We start from the raw sequence: 22,324 nt of genomic DNA, 5'->3' as shown, positions 1-22,324 counted from the left end.
CAGGTAATTAATGTGTAGGAACTTTGCTCGACACCGAGAGAGATTTGACCTCAAAGCCGGCAAAATCGCCTAAAGCGTGAGCAATGGCGAAAGCTCAATTTTTAGTCAGTGCAGAACGGTCTTCTGAAGAGCCTCAACGAGCCAGGAGAAGTTCGGCCGTTGCTTCATTGGTGATCAGTCCATTGACGAGGTGGCCTGCCAAGGCACCAAGGATTGAATCGACCTTGAGGTCTCCGGCCGCTATCCCGACAATCGGCTTTTCGCTGAATGGAACCAATGGCGCACTCGCGACCCGGCTATTGGTCAAGCCTTCGATAAGCTGACCATCACCGTCAAATACCCAGCTGGTAATTTCACCAGCAGCTCCTGCAGCGTTAAGCGCATCAAGCTCCGAACGGTCGATAAAGCCGTCAATGAAAAGTGGAGCCGTATCATCCATGTTGCCGATGCCAACAAAGGTAACATCTGCCTTCTTGGACAGTTCGAGGATGTTATGAACCGGCTCTTGATTGTGAAGAAGCGTTCGCTCCTCGGTTGATCTCGCGAACACTGGCAAGGGCATGGGGTAGTGTCGGGCGTTGATCCGGTCCGCCATTCGAATAATGACGTTGTAGGCAGATGCCGAACCATCTGAATTCATATTGCCAAGAAGCGAAACAATTCGATGCTGCGGGCAATCCATTGCCGGCAGCTGATCAACGGACGCCCTGAGAGCTCTGCCAGTCCCAAAAGCAATCACCTTGGGCTCTGCCGCCTTGAGGTGCCGCTCCATCTCTGTTGCTGCCGCCTGCGCAAGACCGATGATGGACAGGGGATTGACGGGGTCGCTTGGAACGATCTCGCACATCTTGAGACCGAAACGGTCCTTCATCTTTTCTGCGAGTTCCATGCAATGCGCGATCGGATGATCAAGACGAACCTTGATCAGTCGCTCGCTGACGGCCAAGGACACAAGCCTCTGGGCTGTCTGCCTTGAGATCCCGAGCTTGCGGGCGATCTCGTCCTGCGTATTCCCGGCAACATAGTAGAGCCAACCCGCACGTGCTGCGTCATCCAGACGGGTGGGGTCGCTTTCTGTCTTAGTCGCCATAAGTCAGCCTTGAGCCTGTATTCAAACTGCCATCAACTTTGGCGCCATAGCAAAAAAACGGGACCAAGTGTCAAAAAACGGTGTTGGTGGTTGGATCTTCACATTTTTGGCGTCGCTTTCCGAAAGATGACTGCCACCAACAAAGTGCCAGACTTCCATCCCTGCGGCGCGCGCAGCTTGAAGACCTGGGAGGCTGTCTTCAATCACCAGACAAGCCTCAGGCGAAACGCCGAGAGAAGCTGCCGCGTGCAGAAAAAGATCTGGCGCCGGTTTTCCTCGCTCAACTTCAGAGGCCGTGAAAACCCGGTCATGAAAGAAGCGGCGCAGGCCGGTAATCGCAAGTGAACGCGCAACGCGTTCCGGACTGCTGCTCGTTGCAACACAACTTTTGACGCCAAGGTTTGCGATAACACTTTGAACCCCCTCGACGGGATGAAGCTCCTGCTCGAACGCTTCAAGCAGGCTGGACCTGTAACAAGCTTCGAAATCCGAGGGCAGATCCACTTCGAAATCGGTACGTATGCTAGCTGCAACTTTTGGAAAGCTGCGTCCAAGGAAATGAGCTTTGAAATAAGCCCAATCGACCTTCACACCCAATTGATCCAGGGAAGCCATCAACACCCGCGCGCTGATGATTTCGCTATCGATCAGAACGCCATCACAATCGAAGATGACCGCATCGATGTCTTTTGAAAGCTGAAAGCACATGACGGCCTTATATCCGTTTTTGCGCCAAGTTTCAGAAATGTCGCCTCCAGAAGCAATGAGGTCAAAAGAGCGCGGACTTGGCGTGCCCATCTCCAACCACCAGATCGCCGGTTGTTAGCGAAGGCGCTTCTCGGTTTCTGCATCGAACAGAAAGAGAGCGTCCTCTGCCGGTGATGGCCAGACCTGGGAGCCTGATGCAGGAGCCTCCACACCTTTTGTCTCTACCACGATACGTTCGCCCGTCGGACAGATCAGATAGGTATAGGCAACCCCGCCCAATTGCTCCGTAAGATCCACCTCGGCTCCAGACTCCGCGGGCGCGATTGAGATGTCCTGCGGACGAACCCCGACGGTGACCGGAGTGCCTTCACTGGGCAGCGCTAGGTCCGTCTTAAAGGCTTTGTTGCCGAAGGCCGGCACAACCACCGCACCAGATGAGGCCAAGCCCTCAACGAAATTCATGCTCGGAGAACCAATAAAGCCGGCGACAAACTTGTTATCCGGATTGGCATAGAGCTCCATTGGCGAACCGACCTGCTCAATGTGACCGGCCCTCAACACGACAATCTTGTCCGCAAGCGTCATCGCCTCAACCTGATCATGGGTCACATAGATCATGGTTGCGCCGATATCCTTATGCAGGCGTGCGATTTCAACCCGCATGTCGACCCGAAGCTCGGCATCGAGGTTTGAGAGCGGCTCATCAAACAGGAAGACTTCTGGCCCACGCACGATGGCTCGTCCGATCGAGACCCGTTGGCGCTGCCCGCCGGACAAGGCCTTCGGTTTACGCTTCAGATATTGATCGAGCTTCAGGATCCGGCTGGCTTCGGACACCTTAGCCTCAATTTCCGCCTTTGGATGCCCGTTCATCTTCAGGCCAAAGCCCATGTTTTCTTCCACAGTCATATGCGGATACAGCGCATAGGTCTGAAACACCATTGCCACGCCACGGTCGGCTGGATCGACAGCAGTGACGTCACGCCCGCCGATTGCGATCTGCCCATCCGTGGTTTCTTCCAGCCCCGCGATCATCCGCAACAACGTGGACTTGCCGCAACCAGACGGCCCGACAAAAACACAGAACTCGCCGTGTTCAACGGTCAGATCCACTCCGTGAACGACCTCGAGATCGCCGTATTTCTTCACTGCCTTGGTCAGCGTGACACCTGACATGGGATAAAGACTCCTTGAATGATCTAGCCGGGGAATTGCCAATTCTCGGCGGCCGCAGCGGTCTTCGCCGCGGTTTCCAACAGGACGGGGCGAAAGCTCTCAAGATGTTTCAGGGACTTGCGCTGCGTAGACGTCGTGACAGAAAGCGCTCCCAGTGGGCGTCCAGACGTCGACAGGATTGGTGTTGCAATGCAAATGATACCAGGCTCGTGTTCCTCCCGGTCGAATGCAACGCCATCTTTCCGGATACCGGCAAGCTCACTGTGCATCTCTTCTGAAGAGGTCAAGGTGTTGGGCGTGTAGCGGTAGAAGGACTGTTTTTCCAGAACCTGGGAGAGTGCCGGCTCGTCAAGAAACGCCATCATCGCCTTGCCGACACCGGTGCAATAACAAGGACCGACCTTGCCTGCCTGTGAAAACATCTCGATCGGAGACGCAGCATTGCGCTTGTCGACGTAAAGAACCTGGCCATTGTCGAGCTGGGCCAAATGGACAGTCTCGCCGGCGGTCTTCGCCAGTTCTTCTATGAATGGCCTTGCGATCGGCGCAAGCGAACTCTGCCGCCACGCCGCATGAGCAAGACGTACAAGGCGCATGCCGAGAGAGTAGGTTTGCTGGTGATTGTCATAAGCCAGCATGCCCTGACTCACCAGCGTTTGCAGCAGTCGGTAAAGAGTGGCCTTCGGGTGAACACTGTCTGAAAGCACTTCGGTGAACCGGACCGGTCGGCCCACGGCAGCGACCTGATCAAGAACAGCCAACGCTTTGCCAACCGTGCCGTCTCCCCCGTCCTGCTTGTTCATCATGTCCTCCGATGGTCCTTGTTGTTGCCCAAGGCCTGTTGACAAACCTAACTCAGCCAAAGCAAGGTATCAATATACAAAACTTGGTTCCAAATATTGGAACTTTTCCATGGGAGGAAATGATGCATACCATGCTGAAGATGACAGCGGCGGCGTTAGCCATTGTTGCAGCGAACACAGGCTCAACATTTGCGGCGGACCTGAGCGGAGATTTTAAAATCTTCCTCGACACATCTAACCCGGCGCCCCGGGCAACGATGGAAAAGATGATCGGCGATTTCCAGACACTCCATCCAGATCTGAAAATCGAAACAACCGTCATTGACCGGGAAGCTTACAAAACGCAAATCCGCAACTTCCTGACAGCCAACGCACCAGACGTTGCTACTTGGTATGCAGCCAACCGCATGCGCCCATATGTTGAGGCAGGGCTTTTCGAGGACGTCTCCGATCTTTGGGCCGAGCCTGCTATTGCAGACAATCTCGCCTCAACCAAAGGCGCTATGACGATCGACGGCAAGCAGTGGGGCGTTCCCTACACCTACTATCAGTGGGGCGTTTACTACCGGAAAGACATCTTCGACGAACTCGGCCTGTCTGAACCCACCAACTGGGAAGAAGAAAAAGCCAACTGTCAAAAGATCATCGATTCCGGCCGCAAGTGCTACACGATCGGCTCGAAGTTCCTTTGGACCGCCGGCGGCTGGTTCGATTACATGAACATGCGCACAAACGGCTTCGACTTCCACATGGATCTGCTGACAGGTCAGGCTTCCTGGGAAAGCGATGAAGTCCGCAAGACGTTCGCCAACTGGCGCGAACTGATCGATATGGGCGCATTCATCGACAATCACGCCTCCTACAGCTGGCAGGAGGCCCTGCCGTTCATGGTCAAGGGCGACGCTACCGCCTACCTGATGGGTAACTTCGCCGTTGCTCCGCTGCGCGACGCCGGTCTGACCGACGATCAGCTGGACTTCTACCAGTTCGTGGAAATCAACCCGGACGTTGAATTGGCTGAAGACGCCCCGACCGATACGTTCCACATCCCGTCGAACGCCACCAACAAGGAAGCTGCTCGCGAATTCCTGCGTTACGTTGCCTCCGCAGACGTTCAGACCTGGATCAACGATGGCAAGAACCTTGGCCAGCTGCCGGTGAATGCTCAATCGAGCGTGGACAAGGACAAGTTCCTGGAACAGGGCTTTGAAATGCTGTCCACCAACTCTCCAGGCGGAGTTGCGCAGTTCTTTGACCGCGATGCCCCGGCTGAAATGGCGAAGGTCGCCATGGAAGGCCTGCAGGAATTCATGGTGAAGCCGGACAATCTCGACAAGATCCTGAGCCGCCTCGAACGCGCACGCGGCCGGATCTACAAGAACTGAATCCTCACGCAAAAACTCGAAAGGAGGGGCGCAGCTTGTGCCCCTCCTCCCCCGTTTCAATCGACACGTGCTACGTAAAGAGGCAGGCCATGGCTGATGCAGGCGCACCGGCAGTTTCACAGCACAATAAGCCAGTAAAGAACTCCTGGTGGCACAACAACCAGCAGTCCATGACGCCTTGGCTGTTTCTGGCTCCTGGAATTCTGTTTTTCCTCTTTTACGTGATCTTTCCGATCTACCAGTCCTTCAGTCTGTCGTTCTACTCCTGGGATGGTCTGGGTGAGGCTGAATACGTCGGCGCTTACAATTACGAAGAACTTTATTGGGATGATGCGTTCTACACATCCTTGCGCAATAACCTGATCTGGCTTGTGATGTACCTGTTCGCAATTCCAGCCGGACTGTTCATCGCGCTCTTCCTCAATCAGACAGTTACGGGCATCCGCCTCTACAAATCTCTATTCTTTTTCCCTTTTGTGATCAGTCAGGTCGTTGTTGGCCTGGTGTTTACCTGGTTCTACGATCCCACATTCGGCCTGCTCAACTACATCCTCGGAGGCGTTGGCATTCCGCCGATCAATGTTCTTGGTGACGAGAACTTTGTGACCTACGGCATCATCGTCGCCGGCCTTTGGCCACAGACAGCCTATTGCATGATCCTCTATCTGACCGGCCTCAACGCCGTCGATCCCGAACAAATCGAGGCTGGACGACTGGACGGCGCCAAAGGCCTTCGTATGCTCTGGCACATCATCATCCCGCAGCTTCGACCCGCGACCTTCATTGCTTTCGTGGTCACGATTATCGGCGCCTTGCGATCCTTCGACCTGATCTCGGTCATGACCAACGGCGGCCCCTATGGCGAGAGCCGTGTTCTCAGCTTCTACATGTTCGAGGTGGCCCTGTCTGAATACGGCTTCCGCATGGGCTATGGCGCGTCGATCGCCGTCGTTCTGTTTCTCATCATGCTGGTTTTCATCGCCTACTTCCTGTGGTCGATGTATCAAGAAGAAAAGGCGCGCTGAGATGTTCCCGACCCCGATCGAGCGCACCTCACGCTCCTGGCAAATCTCATATCAAACACTTTTACCCCTCGCCCTGATCCTGTGGCTTCTCCCCCTGATCGCCGTTGCGATTTTCTCGTTCAAGCCCGCGTCCGATTTCGCCAATGCCAACTACTGGGGCTGGCCATCTTCGTTCGAGGGCTTCACGAACTACGCGCTGGTCTTCACCGGATCGGACATGCCGCAATATCTGCTGAACTCGGTGTTCATTACGGTCCCTACCGTCATCGGGGCGGTCGCACTTTCCTGCATGACCGGGTTTGCGCTCGGTGTTTACAAGTTCAAGGCCAACATCTGGATCTTCTTCATGTTCGTTGCCGGCAACTTTGTGCCGTTCCAGATCCTTATGGTGCCCGTTCGCGATCTCACCCTTCAAATGGGCCTCTACAACACCATCACAGGTCTGGTGCTCTTTCACATCGCCTTTCAGACCGGTTTCTGCACCCTGTTCATGCGCAATTTCATCCGCGCTCTGCCGTTTGAATTGATCGAAGCAGCCCGCGTGGAAGGCGTCGCTGAGTGGCGGATCTTCTGGTACATCGTACTCCCGCTGATGAAGCCGGCCATCGCCGCGCTGTCCGTGTTGATCTTCACTTTCATCTGGAACGACTATTTCTGGGCAGTGGTTCTTACTCAGGGTGTTGAAAGTCAGCCAGTCACCGCGGGCATCACATCCTTCAACGCGCAGTACCGCGCGGCCTACCACCTGATGAGTGCGGGATCGATCGTCGCTGCGCTGCCGCCGGTCGCCATGTTCTTTCTGATGCAAAAGCACTTCATTGCGGGCCTCACGCTTGGAGCCGTAAAGTAATGCAGACTTGGCATTTGCGTGATGGCCGGCAGAGTTTCGTTCTGGCATCGACCGACAAGGCACTCCCCACGATCGTCTACTGGGGAGCCTCTCTAGGCGCGAGCGAGAACCTGGAGGAGCTCGTCGCGGCCCATCGGGGTGACGTTACCGGCGGCATGCTTGATGTTCTGCCGCCCTTGAGTATCTCGCCCGAGAGTGCCACAGGCTTTGCCGGACAGCCTGGCATCGAGGCGCGAACATCTGAGGGCCTTCAGATCCTGCCGCGCTTCAGGTTCCAGCACGAGATCGCATCAACATCCGACGATCTGCAGCTCCTTTGTCGCGATGATGCCAACGGTCTGACCCTCAAACTTGCCTTCCACCTGGACGAACAGACTTCGGTGATCACGGCGAACAGCGAGTTGGAATCTCAAGAGGACATCGTCCTCAATTGGCTCGCCGCGCCTGCTTTTCCTTGCCCCGCGCACACCGATCACATGCTGGAATTCTCCGGTCGCTGGTGTTCGGAATTCCAGACCAAAAAGCTGCGCTTCGCGACAGGCGCCAGAGAAAGAACCAACCGCACAGGCCGAACCGACCACACTCATTTTCCCGGCCTGATCGTTCTTTCGGACGGAACCAACAATTCCTCAGGTGAAGCCTTTGGGTTCCACTATGGCTGGTCCGGTGGCCATACAATGATAGCGGAAGAAACCGCCGACGGACGCCGCCAGCTACAATTTGGTCATGCGAAGGGAACGCAGAACAAGAGCTGCAGTTTCAGCTCCGCCCCACTCTACGCCACCTTCTCGGCAAGTGGCCTCAACGAAATTGCGGTTGCGTTTCAGCAGCACGCCCGCACACGGATCGTTGCCAACACCAGAAGCCCCCGCCCTGTTCACTACAACTGCTGGGAAGCCGTCTACTTTGACCACAATATCAGCGAGCTGAAAGACATCGCGAGCCGTGCGGCCTCTCTTGGCGCGGAACGCTTCGTGCTCGACGACGGCTGGTTCGGAAGACGAGATGACGACACCAGTTCACTAGGCGACTGGCAGATTGACCCCCGAAAGTATCCAGATGGTCTGACGCCGCTGATTTCACACGTGCGCTCTCTCGGTATGGAGTTTGGTCTCTGGTTCGAACCAGAAATGGTCAATGAAAACAGCGATCTCTTCCGCGAACATCCAGACTGGATCCTCGGCCCTGCAGATCAGCCACGCGGCCGGCAACAGCTCGTTCTGGACCTTCGCCAGCAAGAGGTTGAGGATCACCTTTACAAAGGCATCTCGGAAATTCTGCGCGCCAATCAAATCAGCTATGTAAAGTGGGATCACAACCGCGTCTTACCGATTGCCGACGCTTCCCAAACAGAAGCGGTCTACAGCTTGTTTGACCGGCTCCGCGAAGCCTTTCCATTGGTCGAGTTTGAAAGCTGTGCCTCCGGGGGGGGCCGCATTGATTTCGGGATCCTTCAACACACTCAACGCGTATGGTTGTCAGACAGTAACGATGCGATTGAGCGCCAGAAAATTCAACACAATGCGGCGCTGTTCCTGCCCGCCAGCGTAACAGGCAGTCATGTCGGGCCGCGCTGCTGCCACACCTCCGGTCGCACAATCGACATCAGGCTTCGGGCCTGGACCGCAGCGCAACGGCACATGGGTTTCGAGATGGACCCAAGAGAACTCACTGAAGAAGAAGCGAACATCCTCAGCCAAACGACAAGCTGGTGGAAGGACAATCGCGACTGGATGATGAGCGCAGACATTCTGCGTCTGGACACGTCGGATCCCGCCGAAATTGCCGAGCTTCACAGGTCTGCATCCGGGGACCGCTTTGTCGTCTTCTCCGCTCTTCTAAGCCCCTCTGACCAGATAGTGCCCACCCCCCTGAGACTGACGGGATTGGACGCTGACGCTCGCTACTGCGTAAGTTTGAAAAACCGCGCAGATGTCGTTTCGCTATCCCGTGGTGACTGCGCTTTGAAGACGGCCGACCTAAGTCTTTCCGGGCAATACCTCATGCAGCATGGACTTAACCTGCCCTGGAGGTTCCCCGAAAGCATGTGGGTCGTTGAAGGACAGCGGCTATGACCACGCCATACTCAACTTATTCTACAAGGACGGCCAACCATGCCCGCGACATTTCCTGACCTGAAGAACGCGTCCGTTTTCATCACCGGTGGCGGGTCCGGTATCGGCGCCGCATTGACCAGTGGCTTTCTTGCTCAAGGTACCAAGATCGCCTTTGTGCAGCGTTCGGACGCAACGGCGTTCTGCGACGACATGGAGAAAGTTCATGGCAATCGGCCGCTCTTTATTCCATGCGATATCTCGGATATTCCCACGCTAAAGGCAGCAATGGACAAGGCTGCCGCGCAACATGGCCCGATTACCGTATTGGTGAACAACGCCGCAAATGATCAACGGCATACAACCGAGGAAGTCACCGAGGAATATTGGGACTGGTGTCAATCCATCAACCTGAAACCCTACTTCTTCGCCTGTCAGCATGCGGTATCCGGTATGCGCGCTGCCGGAGGCGGTTCGATTATCAACTTCTCTTCAATCTCCTACATGATGGGTAATGCCGGTTATCCTGGGTACACAACGGCAAATTCCGGCATCAATGGGATGAGTAGAAGCCTCGCGCGCGAGTTCGGCCCCGAGAAGATCCGTGTCAACGCCCTGGCTCCCGGTTGGGTTCTGACGCAGAAGCAAAAGGACAAATGGGTTACGCCTGAAGCTCTGAGCGCTCATCTGGACCGGCAATGTCTGAAGGACGAAATTGCGCCGGAAGACATCGTCGACCCAGTGCTTTTCCTCGCGTCCAATTCCAGCCGCATGATGACCGGTCAGGCCCTTGTGGTTGACGGCGGTGTCGTGGTGACCGGATGAACCAGACCAGTCAAATTGATTGGATTGCAGTCGACTGGGGCACGACAAATCTGCGCGTGTGGCTGATGAGCGCTGCCAACGAAGTTCTGGCGCAGCACCAATCTCCAAAAGGCATGGGCTCCCTTACGAAGGACCAGTTCGAACCGGCACTCCTTCACCTGATTGAACAAGATCTGGATCCCGGCAAGAAAACCGATGTGGTCGTCTGCGGCATGGCTGGCTCAAGGCAGGGCTGGGCTGAAGCGCCTTACCTGACAGCCCCCTGCCCGCCTCCCTCGGTCCATCAGGCAACAAGTGTTTCGGGAACCGACCCAAGATTGTCGGTCTACCTTCTGCCTGGCGTGAAGCAGACCAGCCCTGAAGACGTGATGCGCGGTGAGGAAACGCAAATTGCCGGTATGCTCAGCGATACTCCCTCCTACGATGGCATGGTCTGCCTCCCGGGAACTCATACGAAATGGGCCTCCGTTGGCCATGGCGAGATTCGCTCTTTTCAAACGTTCATGACCGGTGAACTCTTCAGTCTGCTGGCGCATAAGTCGGTCCTGAGGCATGGCATCGAGACCGGCGAACTTGATCTGGAAGAATTCAGGCACGCGCTTCGCCAAATCGCCAAAGAGCCAAGCGCCTTGGCCGCTGAGCTGTTTCGCATTCGGGCAAAGGGTCTCATTGCCGATCTCTCACCAACCAAGGCCTTTAGTCGTCTGTCTGGTCTTTTGATCGGAGCTGAGCTTGCCGCCATCGGCCACAGCGCCGAGACAACAAGCTCAATTGTCATCCTGGGCGAGGATAGCGTTGCCCAGGCATACAAGGTCGGTCTTGAGGCCCTCGGACTTTCCAGCACATGCATCTCCGCCGGTACTGCCACCTTGCGCGGTCTGATCCTCGCCCATGCCTCACTTAAGGAAGCCGCACAATGACCCGTCCCCTTATCGCAATTTTGCGCGGCATCACACCGACGGACGCACTGAGCATCACGGAAGCTTTGATCGCCGAAGGCATCACTCAGATCGAAGTGCCGTTGAACTCACCAGATCCTCTGGAGAGCATCGCACTGATGGCCAGGGAGTTTGGCCAAACCGCGAAGATTGGCGCCGGCACGGTTCTGAGCCCGGAAGATGTTGAGCAGGTCCGTGGCGCAGGCGGGACTTTGATCGTGTCGCCCGATTGCAATCCAGAGGTCATACGCGCCACAAAGAAAGCCGGAATGGCCTCATTTCCAGGCGTCATGACGCCCAGCGAGTGCTTCACCGCGCTTCGTAACGGTGCGGACGGGTTGAAGCTTTTCCCTGCCAGCCTGATCGGGCCGTCAGGTCTGAAAGCCATGCGTGCCGTCCTACCCAAAGACACAGAGACATATGCTGTCGGCGGCGCAGGACCGGACAATTTCAAAGACTGGATTGCGGCAGGCATCACGGGTTTCGGGATCGGCACGGCGCTCTATGCACCCGGTTTTTACCGGTCGGAGGTCACAGCCCGCGCGAAAGCCATCGTCGCAGCCTACGACCAAGGTTTGGGGCAGAGTGCATGACCGCAGTCTTCGACAGCCGCGTTTGCAAACTTGGTGAAGGACCGCTCTGGCATCCTGAGCGCGCTCAACTGTTCTGGTTCGACATTCTGGGAAAACGCATGCTTTCCCGAAAGGACGGCCAGGACCAAGAGTGGCAATTTGAGGAACATGTCTCGGCTGCGGGCTGGATTGATGAAGACCGGTTGCTGATCGCCAGCGAGACCAAGCTGTTCGAATTTAACCTGATGACTGAAACTTCTCAGACGCTCTGTCCGCTTGACGCAAACGATCCCACGACACGATCCAACGACGGCCGCACGGATCCCTTTGGCGGTTTCTGGATCGGCACAATGGGCAAGAACGCAGAACCCGGCAGTGGCGCAATCTACCGCTATTACCGGGGAGAACTTCGCAAACTCGTCCCGGACATAACGATCCCGAACGCCATCTGCTTCTCCCCTGATGGTACACGCGCCTATTTCGCCGATACCGCAGTTCAAACCATTTGGTACGTAGCCATGGACCAAGCAGGATGGCCTTCTGGAAAACCTGAGATCTTCCTCGACCTCTCCGGAGAAGACCTCAATCCTGACGGGGCCGTCATCGACGCTTCAGGGAACCTCTGGAACGCTCAATGGGGAGCACACCAGGTGGCCTGCTACGACGCGCAGGGAAACTTCCTTGAAGCAATAAAGTTCGAGGTTGAACAGATCTCGTGCCCCGCATTTGGCGGAGCCGATCTAACAACCCTTTTCGCAACTTCCGCGGCGATCGGCATGACCGGAAACGCCGACGGCAAGACCTATCTGTCCCAGACATCCACCCGGGGCCAAAAAGAACATCGCGTCACCCTTTGAGATCAGAACCCATGAAGCGAACACTAGGCACCTGTTACTATCCGGAACACTGGCCGGAGGAAATCTGGGAGGCCGACGCCCGGCGTATGGCCCAAGCCGGGTTAACCTGGGTAAGGATCGGAGAGTTCGCCTGGAGCCGTATTGAACCGGAGCCTGGGAACCTCAACTGGGATTGGATCGATCGCGCCATCGAGGTTTTGGCGGCCGCTGGCCTCAAAATTGTTCTCGGCACGCCGACGGCAACACCGCCTCGCTGGATGCTTCATCGCCATCCGGACATGCTTGCCGTTGATGCTCATGGCAATCCCCGCAAGTTCGGGTCGCGGCGTCATTATTGCTTTTCGCACGAAGGCTACGCTCAAGAATGCGATCGGATCGTGCGCCTGATGGCCGAGCGCTACAGCAAAAGCCTTCATATCGGCGCCTGGCAAACCGACAATGAATACAGCTGCCACGACACAACCCTGTCTTTTTCCGAGGCTGCGAGCGAGGCCTTCCGCACCTGGCTGAAAGAGCGATATGGCTCGATAGATGCCCTCAATCGCGCCTGGGGCAATGTGTTTTGGTCGATGGACTATGACAGCTTCGAGGACATTGACCTCCCGAACCTGACCGTAACGGAACCGAACCCGGCGCACGTGCTCGCATTCCGCCGTTTCAGCTCCGATCAGGTGGTTCGTTTCAATCGCCGACAGGCCGAAATTCTGCGGGCGCACTCCGACGCGCCCATCAGCCACAATTTCATGGGCCGAACGACCGATTTCGACCACTTTAAGGTCGGTGACGATCTCGAGATAGCGACCTGGGACAGTTACCCGATGGGCTTTCTCGAAGACAGAGTTGAGGCCGCCGCGGATCATAAACGCGCCTATGCCCGTCAAGGCGACCCGGACTTTCAGGCATTTCATCACGATCTTTATCGTGCGGTGGGCAAGGGACGCTGGTGGGTCATGGAGCAACAGCCAGGTCCCGTGAATTGGGCGCCCTACAATCCGGCCCCACTTCCCGGCATGGTTCGCTTATGGACCTGGGAAGCTTTCGCCCATGGCGCCGAAGCTGTTTGTTACTTTCGCTGGCGACAGGCGCCTTTTGCTCAGGAACAGATGCATGCGGGACTTCTGAGACCCGACAGCGCGGCGGCTCCGGGTCTCGATGAAGCGATGCAGGTCGCACGGGAGATCGCAGATGCCCCCGACGCGTCAACTGCATCAGCACAGGTCGGACTGGTTTTCGACTACGACGCCGACTTCGCCTGGACCACCCAACCCCACGGCGAGGGCTCAAGCTACTTCCAGCTCGTCTTCGACACCTACAGGGCGCTGCGCAAACTGGGACTTTCAATAGACATACTGCCGCCAACGGCCAGGGATTTTTCAGGCTACAAGCTCATTGCCGCGCCGGGGCTCATGCATATACCAGAGGCGCTGAAGCGAGCCTTCTGTGAAACAGACGCAACGGTCGTTCTCGGGCCAAGGGCCGGCGCGCGAGGTCCCGAGATGGAAATCCCGGTGCCGCTGCCCCCTGACCTTCCCGGACTGGACGTGACGGTCTCGCGGGTCGAGAGCATCCGCCCTGACATGCCCATGGCCCTAAGCGGGGAAGGCAACGTCATTGGCTATCGGGAGGAACTGGAAACCTCTGCGGATGCGATGTTTCAGCTCAAGGATGGATCTCCCGTCGCTGTGGCAAATGGCAATCTGGTCTATATGGCCGGATGGGGCGACCAGACTGCGCTCAATCGGCTGTTCTCAAGTCTCTGCAACACGCTTGAGATCAAGACGATGCTCCTGCCGGAAGGGGTTCGTGTTCGCGACACCGCGACTGAGCGCTTCTGGTTCAACTATCGCGCCGAGCCAGTCGAAACGCCGGTCGGAGTCATCCCCGCTGCGGATCTGGTACGCCAGGCACTTTAAAAGACAAACCCCGATACTAGATCCAGGCACCCGCAGCAGCGGGTCAGGCTGGGTCTAAAATGACCAGCTCATCAAGATACGGGTTCTGTTCCCGGCTGTGCTCGTAGGCCAAGGGCTCAATGTCCGCGAAGATAAGCTCTGCGTGCCTTCCTGCACTGGCAAGCAGCGTTCCATCGGGCGCGGCAACGCAAGAGCTGCCCTGGTAGGCAAAGTTCTGATCAGCGCCGCAATGGTTCGCATATGCAATGAAAATCTGACTTTCAAATGCCCTCACGGGCACAACAGAGCCTGCGATGAAAGCCCCTGCTGAGCTCTTTGGGAGTGCCGTCGGCACCAAAACAAGATCGGCACCCCTCATCGCCAGATCGCGGGTACGCTCCGGGAACTCAACATCAAAACAGACAAGAAAACCCAGCTTCAGCCCCTCGAATTCAACAATCAAAGAGGGCGCGTCGCCCGGCTGGAACAAACCCTTCTCATAAGCGCCGTAGAGTTGAACCTTTGAATAAGCTGTTCTTGATCCATCCGGCCTCAAGAAGACTACCGCATTGAAAACGTGATCGGCCTGCTTGAGCGCGACGCCAACAACCATTGCCAGCCCAAGATTCTTTACGAGATCGCTCAACCGCGCGAGCACCGGACTGTCCTTTAAGCTCTCAGCCGATGAAGCAATCACCTCACCCGCGCCATAGCCGGTAACAGCAAGTTCGGGAAAGACAAGAATGCGCGCGCCTTCGGTGGCCGCTTCACTGGCAGACCGTTCGATCTCGGAAAGCCGCTCTTCCTGGTCGCTGATCGCTGCGTCCATCTGGCAAACGGCGATCTTCATGTCTTGTCGCCTTCGCTCCAGGCGCCGAGCAATTTGGGTAAATCTCCAAAGCGCGCTACGAAACCAAAAACACAGACAGCAACCAAAACAAAGAAAAGCGAAACGGCCGCCATCGTCGGCGTATAGCCATAACGCAACGCGTTGAAGATCTTGATCGGGATCGTCTCGAGGGTGAAGCCTACGGTCATATAGGCGACGATGTATTCGTTCAGGGAAAGAACAAAGGCAAACGCAAAGCCAGAAATGACGTAGGGCCGGATCATCGGAAAAATGATCGTCCGGGCAAGCGTCCGGTCATCGGCTCCCATCGTCATACCCGCTTCGATGATTTCGCGGTCGACTGTCGCAAAGCCGAGCGTAATCGTAACGAGGGGCAAGCTGACGAAGAAAATGCCGTGGCTGATCACAACGGTCCAGGGCTGGCCATAATAACCGGTCGTGGCCCAGAAACTGAGCGCTCCGAGCGCCGTGATCACTGGCGGGAGAATAAAAGGAGCAAACCCGAGGACCTCTACGATCCGCGCCCATGGAGCCACCCTGCGCCACAAGAACCAGGCCAGAGGCAAGGCAATTGCGACACTGATCGAGGCGGCGATCAGCGCAACAGCGACTGAATGGAACAGCGCAGAACGCCAGCCTTCATCGGCAAACACCTGCCAATACCAGTCGAGCGAAAATCCCTGTGGGGGGAAGGAAAGTGTCTTCTTTTCATTGAAGGCCACGCCACCAATCACCGCGATCGGCAGCGTGAGGAATATGGCCAGACAGGCAAAGAAGATCCGCGATAGCCAAGTGAGGCTCATGACCCGCCTCCCCTGCGATTGATCTGACCTGAGATCGCCACGAGCACAAGACTTGCGAACACGAGGAACACGGCCATGGCCGCAGCAAATGGCATGTTCGATTGGTAGATAGCCTGGTCAGTCACCAGAACAGACAACGTCCAGTGCTGCGGTCTTCCAAGGATCTGCGGCAAGAGATAGGCGCCAAGGGCAAATATGAAAACGATGATGAAGGTCGCCAGCAGGGTCTTACGCATGGCCGGCAGCACCACGTTTAAAAATCCGCGAACAGGCGATGCGCCCAGGGTTCGGGCCGCCTCCATGAGAGACGGGTCAAGGCGAGAAAAAGCCGGGTAAAGCACCAGGACCGTATAAGGAAATGCCTGATAGACGAGACCGGTCAAAACCGCCGCGAAGCTTGGCGTCCAAGCCACGGGCTTGTCCATCAGACCAAGCCAGACAAACAGATTGGAAAGGCCGGCCGTGCGACTGAGCAAGGTCGACCAGGCAAATCCAATGATCACCTCTGAAAGAGACAAAACGCCAAGGAGGCCAATCAGCCAAAGCACCTGGGCGCGCCGGGACAGGCGCGTCAGGCGGTAAGTGAAGGGCACGCCGAGGCAAAGGCAGCAAATCGACACAAGAGCAGCAAGGCCGAGAGAAAAGACGAGCATCTCGGCAAAGAACGGCGAGAGAAAACGTGCGTAGTTGGCAAGCGTGAACGACGGTTCGTAGAAGCCACCTTGAACCCGCTTGAAGAAGGAAACCATCACCATCAGGCCGAAGGGAATGACGAAAAAGACCCCAAGCATCAATGTGGGAAAGGTAATCGGTAAATAGTCAGTCGGATTTTGCGGGGCTGTGCGGCGCATCGCCTAAGCCTCCTGTTTGTCAAAGACGACACAGGCCTCTGCGGGAATAGTCACCGAGACCTCATCGCCAATCCGGCAGTCAGGGTGCGCTTTCGGACTCGTGGCCGCAATGATCCGTTCTGATCCAGCCGTTAGGTGGATCTCGATGGTCGCCCCCATTTCCCGCACAAAGCTGACCTTTGCCTTGATGGGGCCGGCATCTCCCGGAGCAACAGCGACATCCTCCGGTCGAACCGAAATCTGGCGTGTTTCGCCCGCTGGCAGATCCAGGTCAGAGATCAATCCTGCAGAGCATTCTGCACCGCCATGGACGCCGCGCAACATCAATAGGTTGGCCTGTCCCAGGAAGTCGGCAACGAAGGGGTTTGCAGGCTTCCGGTACATGTCGATCGGCGGTGCCATCTGCTGGATTCGCCCCGCAGACATGACGACAATCTCATCCGACATGCTCATCGCTTCGCGCTGATCATGGGTTACCACAATGGTGGTAATTCCAAGCCTCTGCTGCAGCTGGCGCAGTTCAACCTGCATCGCCTCGCGCAGCTTTGCATCAAGCGCAGAGAGTGGTTCATCCAGAAGGAAAAGCCTGGGTGAAACAGCCAGAGCACGGGCGATCGCCACTCTTTGGCGCTGACCACCGGACAGCTGTGTGATCGAACGATCCGCAACACCCGGTAGCTGAACCATGTCCAGCAGCTCATTCACCCGAGCGCCAATGTCGACCTTGCTGCGCCCACGGATCGCCAATGGGTAGGCGATATTCTCGCCGACCGAAAGATGAGGAAACAGGGCAAGGGACTGAAACACCATGCCCAAATCGCGCTTGTGCGCAGGTATGTCATTGAGACGCTCACCGTTCAGAGCGATCTCGCCCGAAGTTGGATCTTCAAGACCGGCGATCATCCGCATCAAGGTCGTCTTGCCGCATCCAGAGGGGCCAAGCAAACATACGAAGGTCCCCTCGGGCACGGTCAGGGACACACCATCGACCGCAGACACCGATCCGAAACGCTTGCTGACATCGGTAAGGGCGAGACCGGCCATGTGAGATTTCCAAACTTTCAAGGCAGAGACAGATCCGGCCGCGTGACCGCGGCCGGATCGATTTTCACATTAGCCGACGATCAGCTCAGTCCACTTCTGGTTCAGCCAATCGGCCTTGGACGTATAAAGATCGTAGCGCGGAACAATCGGATCGATCGACGATGAGACGGACGCAAATTCCTCATCAGTCAGCGCAAGGACGTCCCGCTTAAGTGTCGGTGCGGTACCAACCTTGAGCGACATCAGCGACTGCATTTCTGGGCGTGTCATGAAGTCAATGAAGACATGTGCCTCGTCGACCTTGTCGGACGCCCGTGACAGGGCCCAACATCCGCTGTCGAGAATGCCGCCTTCTTTCGGGAAGGTGGAGCGTACCGGGAAGCCGTCGGCTGCAGCCAGCCCGGTGACGTCATGATAGTACTGGCCCATTGGGATCTCACCTGATTTCAGCGCCTGCTCGAATTGGGCTTCGTCGCGATACCAAAGCTGAACGTTCGGCTTCAGTTCGGCGAGCTTGTCCATGACCTTCAGGATGCCTTCCTCGGTATCGAGGATGCCGGTGCCACCAAAGAAGGTCTTGGCCGTAACTTCAAGCAGGAAGGAGTTGGACACCAACGCGAGAAGGCCGAGTTTGCCTTCATTGGCGGGGTCCCACATTAACGCCCAGCTCTCTGGCGCTTCTGGATAGGCTTCCGTATTGGAGACAAGGTTGATGTACCAGGCAACAGCACCAACACCGGCCACCCGGCCGTCCGGATATTTGTTGAGGAACTGAGGCAGCACATCACCGGCATTGGTGATCTTGGACATGTCAATCGGCGCCCAGAGCTCGGTTGACTGGCCTTTGAGCATTGCAACCTGAGACATCATGGAAAGATCGGCAGGAGCGGCACCGGCACGAGCAGCCTGCTCCAGCTGAACAAGCCAGGCTTCGCCGGTGGGCTCAGCAACGGATTCAACCGCAATACCGGTTTCCTCGGTGAACTTCGGGAAGATGTGCTTGTCAAAGCTGTCCTTGAAGTAGCCGCCGTAGACACCAACCTTGATCGAACGATCCTGGGCTCGCAATACGGACGGCATCGCGAGCATCGAAACACCAGCAGTCGAAGCGGCCAGAAAGGACCGCCGAGAGAATGTCGAGCGATTGTCTTTAGTCATGTCAGTTCCCCTTTTGTCATGGCGGGCGATCCCAATTGCTGCCGGCCATTATAAAATTCGGCGTCCGTTTCTTGTCGAACAGATCTGCCGATCAGTTTCCTCCGGCCTCAGGCTGTAGCCTTGGGCTGAAAACCATAAGTGACAGGATTTCGAACAGCATTTGAGCACCCGCATGCGCGGTATTTGTGGTGCTGTCGTATTGTGGCGCGACTTCTACGACATCGCCGCCAACCAGATTGACGCCCTTGAGTGCCCGGAGGATTTCCTGGGCTTCGCGTGTCGTCAGGCCGCCGATTTCAGGCGTTCCCGTTCCAGGCGCATAGGCAGGGTCCAGACTGTCTATGTCAAAGGAGAGATAGACTGGGCCATCGCCAACCTTGGCGCGAGCCATCTCGGCAATTCGAGCGCATCCAAGTTCCGATATCTTTTCCGCGTGAATGACATCCATGCCCGATGCCTTCGAGAACTCCCAAAGATACTCAGAAGATCCTCGGATGCCGATCTGAATGGTTCGTTCCGGATCAAGCACGCCATCAAGCACGGCTTGGCGGAAAGGACCGCCATGATGAAAACGGCTGCCATCGAAAGGTCCTGCTGTGTCGCAATGCGCATCGATATGGATCATGCCGACGGGCTGATTTTGACCAACCGCGCGCAGGATCGGGAGGGTTATCGAATGGTCGCCCCCAATCGACAAAGGAACAACACCTGCGGCGACGATTTTCGCCACCGTCGCCTCAATATCTTCATGCGACTGATCGAGGCTGAACCGGCTACGGAAAGGCACGTCGCCCACATCGGCAACCCTCAGGTCCTGGGCCGGCATGCAGTCCAGAACATGGTTGTAGGGCCCGACCCGCTCGATGGTGCGCAGCGCACGTGGTCCAAATCGGCATCCGTTTCGGTTGGTGATCCCGAGATCCATCGGCGCACCGATCAAGGCCACGTCGAGATCAGTGAAATCCGGCTCGGACCAGTCCATGGGTCGATAAGGGACATCCAAGAATGTCGGAATGCCTGCATAAGGCGCGACCCGCGTCCCCTTCTCGTCGAATAGCTTCGAGACGACCTTTTGAAAGGACGGATCATAGATCGCAGTTTCGTTCTGGCCGCCGAATTTCTCGCGCAGGGCATCCAGTTTAGGCTTGTCCATTCTCTTTCCTCTACGCGTGTGCTTTTGCAAAAGGAGCTGTCGCGGTCAGTGCGTCAAAACGTTGTCCGAGATCAGCAATTGCCTCGACACCGACATTGGCAAAGGCGACCCGCAGGTGCCGTTCCTGCCCGGGTCCGAAGTAGCTGCCCGGCAGCGCCAGAACCCCACATTGGCGCGCGAGCGCTTCGGCAACTTGCGTCGATGCAACGCCTTCAAAGGGATGTCGAACATAGGCAAAATATGCGCCGATCTGATCGATCTCCCAGCCATCTGCTCGGCTCATCGTCTCCGCAAACGCCGCGATGCGCTGCATGATTGTCTCCAGGGCTGCAGACCGCCACTGCCGCAGATTGTCGATCGCCCAGGGCAAGGCCATCTGGGCCGCACGCGCCGGACAGATCTGTACGCAGTCCAGGATCTTGCCGATCTGACTGATGACCTCACCATCTGCGACGATCGCCCCAAGCCTATGCCCTGGGATCGCGTAGGCTTTGGAGAAACTGTACAGGCTGATGACCGTTTCCTGCCAATTCGGGGAGGAGAAAAGCCGGTGCGGCGGCATCTTCTTCGAAATGAAATCGCGGTAGGTCTCATCCACCACCAGCCAGATGCCTTTGTCGGCACAGAGTTTGTGAAAGGCGTCGATAACACCTGCCGGATACATTGCGCCGGTTGGATTATTGGGTGTCACGAGCACAATTGCCCTGACCTTTTCATCGATGAGATCGGCGGCCACCGCAGGATCAGGCACGAAACCGGCCTCATGGGACAGAGGCAACGGCCGTGCCTCGATGCCCAACATGTCTAGGGTCATCTTGTGATTGAAGTACCACGGCGCAGGGAGCAGGATCGCCTCGCCGCTTTTTGCCAGCGCCATCATTGTGACAAAGAAAGCCTGATTACAGCCCGCGGTAATTGCCGTATTTCCGGGCCTCAAGTCAGCGCCGTAAGTTGACGAAATATCGCTCGCATAAGCCGACCGCAGAGCCATATCGCCGAAGATATCACCATAGCGCGTCGCGTCAGGTGTCCGCGCGGCGTCCGAAATACGGTCCAGAAACGCTTGGGGAGGTGCATCGCCCGGTACAGCCTGGCTCAAGCTGACGACCGGACCCAAGCGACCATCATAACCATCGAGCCAGGCTTGCGCCTCCGGAATGGGAGGCGTGGCTGTATCCAGAAGATTGGTATTGAGGCTGTTCATTCGGCTCTGGACGTCTTCTCGGTTCAGGAACTGGCGGCGCACCGCGCTTGCCGGCGTTCAATCTCTAGGCATGCGCATTTACACGCCATAAGGCCTAATTCTCTTAGCTTGAAAAATAACGTTCTTTCAAACATAACATTTGGAATTATCCATGTGAAAGGCTTGTACATGCGCCCTTCTGGCAGCGACCTTCGACTCTTGCAGGTGTTTGATGCAGTCGTTCGAAATGGTAGTTTTTCAGCGGCTGAAGCTGAATTGAACCTCAGCCAGTCCACCATCAGTAATCACATGACCGCACTTGAGCAGCGGCTGGGAGTGACCCTTTGCCAGAGGGGGCGACGCGGCTTTCGCCTGACGGAGCAGGGACAACGGGTTCACGAAGCGGCATGCCGCCTGGAATCTTCCCTTCTGGACTTTTCCGCAGATGTTGGCGCTCTTCGGGGAAAACTTGCCGGTGAACTCCGGCTTGGCATTCTTGATGCCGTTGCAGAAGATCCGGGAAACAGGTTGCCGGAAGCCTTGGCGTTGTTCAAAAGCCTCGCGCCAGAAGTCAAAATCCTGATTGCTCAGGAACGCCCACAAGATCTGCAGCAAAAAATTCTGGACGGCACCTATCATTGCGGGATCGGGGTCTCGATCACGGCCGTCGAAGGCGTCGAGGAAATGCCCCTGCATGAAGAAGCCCACGGCCTCTACTGCGGGCAAAGCCATCCTCTTTTCCAGGTACCGGATGACCAGATCACTAGCGATACAATCCGCGCCATGCCTTTTGTTCAGCGAGGTTATTGGCGCAAGGAAGACAAACAGCAACACGGGCCGGGACGAATTGAAGCGACCGTCTTCCAGATTGAGCCCCAACTGCTTCTCATTAGGTCAGGCTCATACCTTGGATTTCTGCCGCACCACTACGCCGCAAAATGGTGCGCGACAGGCAAGCTAAGGCACCTTGTGCCAGATCATTTCGGCTACGCCTGCCGCTTCATTCTCATGTCGGCCAAAGACGCTCGAAGAACGCAGGTCGTCTCAACCTTTCTGGAGAGCGTCGAAAAAACCTGGTTCTTGCATGAAAAAGTGGCCTACTGAGGT

At 56.6% G+C, this 22,324-nt stretch carries 21 protein-coding genes; 10 read left to right on the top strand and 11 right to left on the bottom strand.

Annotated features, from left to right (window positions below):
* Positions 1 to 133: 133 nt before the first annotated feature.
* From IG617_RS12300 to IG617_RS12285, 4 genes are read right to left on the bottom strand one after another with little or no spacing between them, the layout of a single operon-like run.
* Complete coding sequence (locus IG617_RS12300) at positions 134 to 1,090, bottom strand: sugar-binding transcriptional regulator (RefSeq protein WP_192109501.1); 957 nt, start codon at positions 1,088 to 1,090, stop codon at positions 134 to 136.
* A 21-nt stretch (positions 1,091 to 1,111) separates the two neighbouring features.
* Positions 1,112 to 1,888: an HAD family hydrolase gene (locus IG617_RS12295; RefSeq protein WP_209008429.1), complete on the bottom strand. Its 777-nt coding sequence runs from the start codon at positions 1,886 to 1,888 to the stop codon at positions 1,112 to 1,114.
* Between the two features lie 24 nt (positions 1,889 to 1,912).
* Entirely contained in the window at positions 1,913 to 2,974 is a 1,062-nt protein-coding gene (locus tag IG617_RS12290; RefSeq protein ID WP_192109500.1) for an ABC transporter ATP-binding protein, read from the bottom strand.
* Between the two features lie 23 nt (positions 2,975 to 2,997).
* On the bottom strand, positions 2,998 to 3,777 hold the full coding sequence (locus IG617_RS12285) for an IclR family transcriptional regulator (protein WP_192109499.1): 780 nt from the start codon (positions 3,775 to 3,777) through the stop codon (positions 2,998 to 3,000).
* Between the two features lie 122 nt (positions 3,778 to 3,899).
* On the opposite strand from IG617_RS12285, the gene IG617_RS12280 reads away from it, so the two are divergent.
* From IG617_RS12280 to IG617_RS12240, 9 genes are all read left to right on the top strand, one after another.
* Complete coding sequence (locus IG617_RS12280; RefSeq protein WP_192109648.1) at positions 3,900 to 5,162, top strand: ABC transporter substrate-binding protein; 1,263 nt, start codon at positions 3,900 to 3,902, stop codon at positions 5,160 to 5,162.
* A gap of 89 nt (positions 5,163 to 5,251) precedes the next feature.
* Positions 5,252 to 6,187, top strand: a complete 936-nt coding sequence (locus tag IG617_RS12275; RefSeq protein WP_192109498.1) for a carbohydrate ABC transporter permease — start codon at positions 5,252 to 5,254, stop codon at positions 6,185 to 6,187.
* Between the two features lies 1 nt (position 6,188).
* A complete protein-coding gene (locus IG617_RS12270; protein ID WP_192109497.1) occupies positions 6,189 to 7,037 on the top strand; it encodes a carbohydrate ABC transporter permease in 849 nt (282 codons plus the stop codon).
* Complete coding sequence (locus IG617_RS12265; protein ID WP_192109496.1) at positions 7,037 to 9,112, top strand: alpha-galactosidase; 2,076 nt, start codon at positions 7,037 to 7,039, stop codon at positions 9,110 to 9,112. Before IG617_RS12270 ends, IG617_RS12265 begins: the two co-directional genes overlap by 1 nt.
* Positions 9,113 to 9,151: 39 nt before the next feature.
* Complete coding sequence (locus IG617_RS12260; protein WP_192109495.1) at positions 9,152 to 9,916, top strand: SDR family NAD(P)-dependent oxidoreductase; 765 nt, start codon at positions 9,152 to 9,154, stop codon at positions 9,914 to 9,916.
* Entirely contained in the window at positions 9,913 to 10,836 is a 924-nt protein-coding gene (locus tag IG617_RS12255) for a 2-dehydro-3-deoxygalactonokinase (protein ID WP_192109494.1), read from the top strand. The genes IG617_RS12260 and IG617_RS12255 overlap by 4 nt, the downstream gene beginning before the upstream one ends.
* Positions 10,833 to 11,447 carry a 2-dehydro-3-deoxy-6-phosphogalactonate aldolase gene (locus tag IG617_RS12250; protein WP_192109493.1) on the top strand — a complete coding sequence of 205 codons (615 nt, stop codon included), beginning with the start codon at positions 10,833 to 10,835 and terminating at the stop codon, positions 11,445 to 11,447. The genes IG617_RS12255 and IG617_RS12250 overlap by 4 nt, the downstream gene beginning before the upstream one ends.
* Positions 11,444 to 12,283, top strand: a complete 840-nt coding sequence (locus IG617_RS12245; RefSeq protein ID WP_192109492.1) for an SMP-30/gluconolactonase/LRE family protein — start codon at positions 11,444 to 11,446, stop codon at positions 12,281 to 12,283. Before IG617_RS12250 ends, IG617_RS12245 begins: the two co-directional genes overlap by 4 nt.
* An 11-nt stretch (positions 12,284 to 12,294) precedes the next feature.
* Positions 12,295 to 14,196, top strand: coding sequence for a beta-galactosidase (locus IG617_RS12240; protein WP_192109491.1), 1,902 nt, complete (start codon positions 12,295 to 12,297; stop codon positions 14,194 to 14,196).
* A gap of 43 nt (positions 14,197 to 14,239) precedes the next feature.
* On the opposite strand, the gene IG617_RS12235 is transcribed toward IG617_RS12240, so the two are convergent.
* From IG617_RS12235 to IG617_RS12205, 7 genes are all read right to left on the bottom strand, one after another.
* A complete protein-coding gene (locus tag IG617_RS12235; protein WP_192109490.1) occupies positions 14,240 to 15,025 on the bottom strand; it encodes a carbon-nitrogen hydrolase family protein in 786 nt (261 codons plus the stop codon).
* Positions 15,022 to 15,828, bottom strand: coding sequence for an ABC transporter permease (locus IG617_RS12230; RefSeq protein ID WP_192109489.1), 807 nt, complete (start codon positions 15,826 to 15,828; stop codon positions 15,022 to 15,024). Before IG617_RS12230 ends, IG617_RS12235 begins: the two co-directional genes overlap by 4 nt.
* Positions 15,825 to 16,679 carry an ABC transporter permease gene (locus IG617_RS12225; RefSeq protein WP_192109488.1) on the bottom strand — a complete coding sequence of 285 codons (855 nt, stop codon included), beginning with the start codon at positions 16,677 to 16,679 and terminating at the stop codon, positions 15,825 to 15,827. Before IG617_RS12225 ends, IG617_RS12230 begins: the two co-directional genes overlap by 4 nt.
* A gap of 3 nt (positions 16,680 to 16,682) precedes the next feature.
* Positions 16,683 to 17,723: an ABC transporter ATP-binding protein gene (locus IG617_RS12220; RefSeq protein WP_192109487.1), complete on the bottom strand. Its 1,041-nt coding sequence runs from the start codon at positions 17,721 to 17,723 to the stop codon at positions 16,683 to 16,685.
* Between the two features lie 69 nt (positions 17,724 to 17,792).
* On the bottom strand, positions 17,793 to 18,881 hold the full coding sequence (locus tag IG617_RS12215; RefSeq protein ID WP_192109486.1) for an ABC transporter substrate-binding protein: 1,089 nt from the start codon (positions 18,879 to 18,881) through the stop codon (positions 17,793 to 17,795).
* 91 nt (positions 18,882 to 18,972) lie between these two features.
* Positions 18,973 to 20,034, bottom strand: coding sequence for an agmatinase (speB, locus tag IG617_RS12210; protein WP_192109485.1), 1,062 nt, complete (start codon positions 20,032 to 20,034; stop codon positions 18,973 to 18,975).
* Positions 20,035 to 20,044: 10 nt separating this feature from the next.
* Positions 20,045 to 21,238, bottom strand: coding sequence for an aminotransferase (locus IG617_RS12205; RefSeq protein ID WP_192109484.1), 1,194 nt, complete (start codon positions 21,236 to 21,238; stop codon positions 20,045 to 20,047).
* A gap of 168 nt (positions 21,239 to 21,406) precedes the next feature.
* Between IG617_RS12205 and IG617_RS12200 the strand changes: the two genes are divergently transcribed.
* Positions 21,407 to 22,321, top strand: coding sequence for a LysR family transcriptional regulator (locus IG617_RS12200; RefSeq protein ID WP_192109483.1), 915 nt, complete (start codon positions 21,407 to 21,409; stop codon positions 22,319 to 22,321).
* Positions 22,322 to 22,324: the final 3 nt, after the last annotated feature.

It is taken from the genome of Roseibium polysiphoniae (genome assembly GCF_014842925.1).
GTDB classification, from domain to species: domain Bacteria; phylum Pseudomonadota; class Alphaproteobacteria; order Rhizobiales; family Stappiaceae; genus Roseibium; species Roseibium polysiphoniae.
Note: the sequence above shows the minus strand (reverse complement) of the source record. Positions and strands in the feature narration are given on the sequence as shown.

Excerpts from the sequence above, each read along its gene's own strand:
- IG617_RS12300 (WP_192109501.1), bottom strand. The coding sequence starts at position 1,090 with ATGGCGACTAAGACAGAAAGCGACCCCACCCGTCTGGATGACGCAGCA.
- IG617_RS12295 (WP_209008429.1), bottom strand. The coding sequence starts at position 1,888 with ATGGGCACGCCAAGTCCGCGCTCTTTTGACCTCATTGCTTCTGGAGGC.
- IG617_RS12290 (WP_192109500.1), bottom strand. The coding sequence starts at position 2,974 with ATGTCAGGTGTCACGCTGACCAAGGCAGTGAAGAAATACGGCGATCTC.
- IG617_RS12285 (WP_192109499.1), bottom strand. The coding sequence starts at position 3,777 with ATGAACAAGCAGGACGGGGGAGACGGCACGGTTGGCAAAGCGTTGGCT.
- IG617_RS12280 (WP_192109648.1), top strand. The coding sequence starts at position 3,900 with ATGCATACCATGCTGAAGATGACAGCGGCGGCGTTAGCCATTGTTGCA.
- IG617_RS12275 (WP_192109498.1), top strand. The coding sequence starts at position 5,252 with ATGGCTGATGCAGGCGCACCGGCAGTTTCACAGCACAATAAGCCAGTA.
- IG617_RS12270 (WP_192109497.1), top strand. The coding sequence starts at position 6,189 with ATGTTCCCGACCCCGATCGAGCGCACCTCACGCTCCTGGCAAATCTCA.
- IG617_RS12265 (WP_192109496.1), top strand. The coding sequence starts at position 7,037 with ATGCAGACTTGGCATTTGCGTGATGGCCGGCAGAGTTTCGTTCTGGCA.
- IG617_RS12260 (WP_192109495.1), top strand. The coding sequence starts at position 9,152 with ATGCCCGCGACATTTCCTGACCTGAAGAACGCGTCCGTTTTCATCACC.
- IG617_RS12255 (WP_192109494.1), top strand. The coding sequence starts at position 9,913 with ATGAACCAGACCAGTCAAATTGATTGGATTGCAGTCGACTGGGGCACG.
- IG617_RS12250 (WP_192109493.1), top strand. The coding sequence starts at position 10,833 with ATGACCCGTCCCCTTATCGCAATTTTGCGCGGCATCACACCGACGGAC.
- IG617_RS12245 (WP_192109492.1), top strand. The coding sequence starts at position 11,444 with ATGACCGCAGTCTTCGACAGCCGCGTTTGCAAACTTGGTGAAGGACCG.
- IG617_RS12240 (WP_192109491.1), top strand. The coding sequence starts at position 12,295 with ATGAAGCGAACACTAGGCACCTGTTACTATCCGGAACACTGGCCGGAG.
- IG617_RS12235 (WP_192109490.1), bottom strand. The coding sequence starts at position 15,025 with ATGAAGATCGCCGTTTGCCAGATGGACGCAGCGATCAGCGACCAGGAA.
- IG617_RS12230 (WP_192109489.1), bottom strand. The coding sequence starts at position 15,828 with ATGAGCCTCACTTGGCTATCGCGGATCTTCTTTGCCTGTCTGGCCATA.
- IG617_RS12225 (WP_192109488.1), bottom strand. The coding sequence starts at position 16,679 with ATGCGCCGCACAGCCCCGCAAAATCCGACTGACTATTTACCGATTACC.
- IG617_RS12220 (WP_192109487.1), bottom strand. The coding sequence starts at position 17,723 with ATGGCCGGTCTCGCCCTTACCGATGTCAGCAAGCGTTTCGGATCGGTG.
- IG617_RS12215 (WP_192109486.1), bottom strand. The coding sequence starts at position 18,881 with ATGACTAAAGACAATCGCTCGACATTCTCTCGGCGGTCCTTTCTGGCC.
- speB (WP_192109485.1), bottom strand. The coding sequence starts at position 20,034 with ATGGACAAGCCTAAACTGGATGCCCTGCGCGAGAAATTCGGCGGCCAG.
- IG617_RS12205 (WP_192109484.1), bottom strand. The coding sequence starts at position 21,238 with ATGAACAGCCTCAATACCAATCTTCTGGATACAGCCACGCCTCCCATT.
- IG617_RS12200 (WP_192109483.1), top strand. The coding sequence starts at position 21,407 with ATGCGCCCTTCTGGCAGCGACCTTCGACTCTTGCAGGTGTTTGATGCA.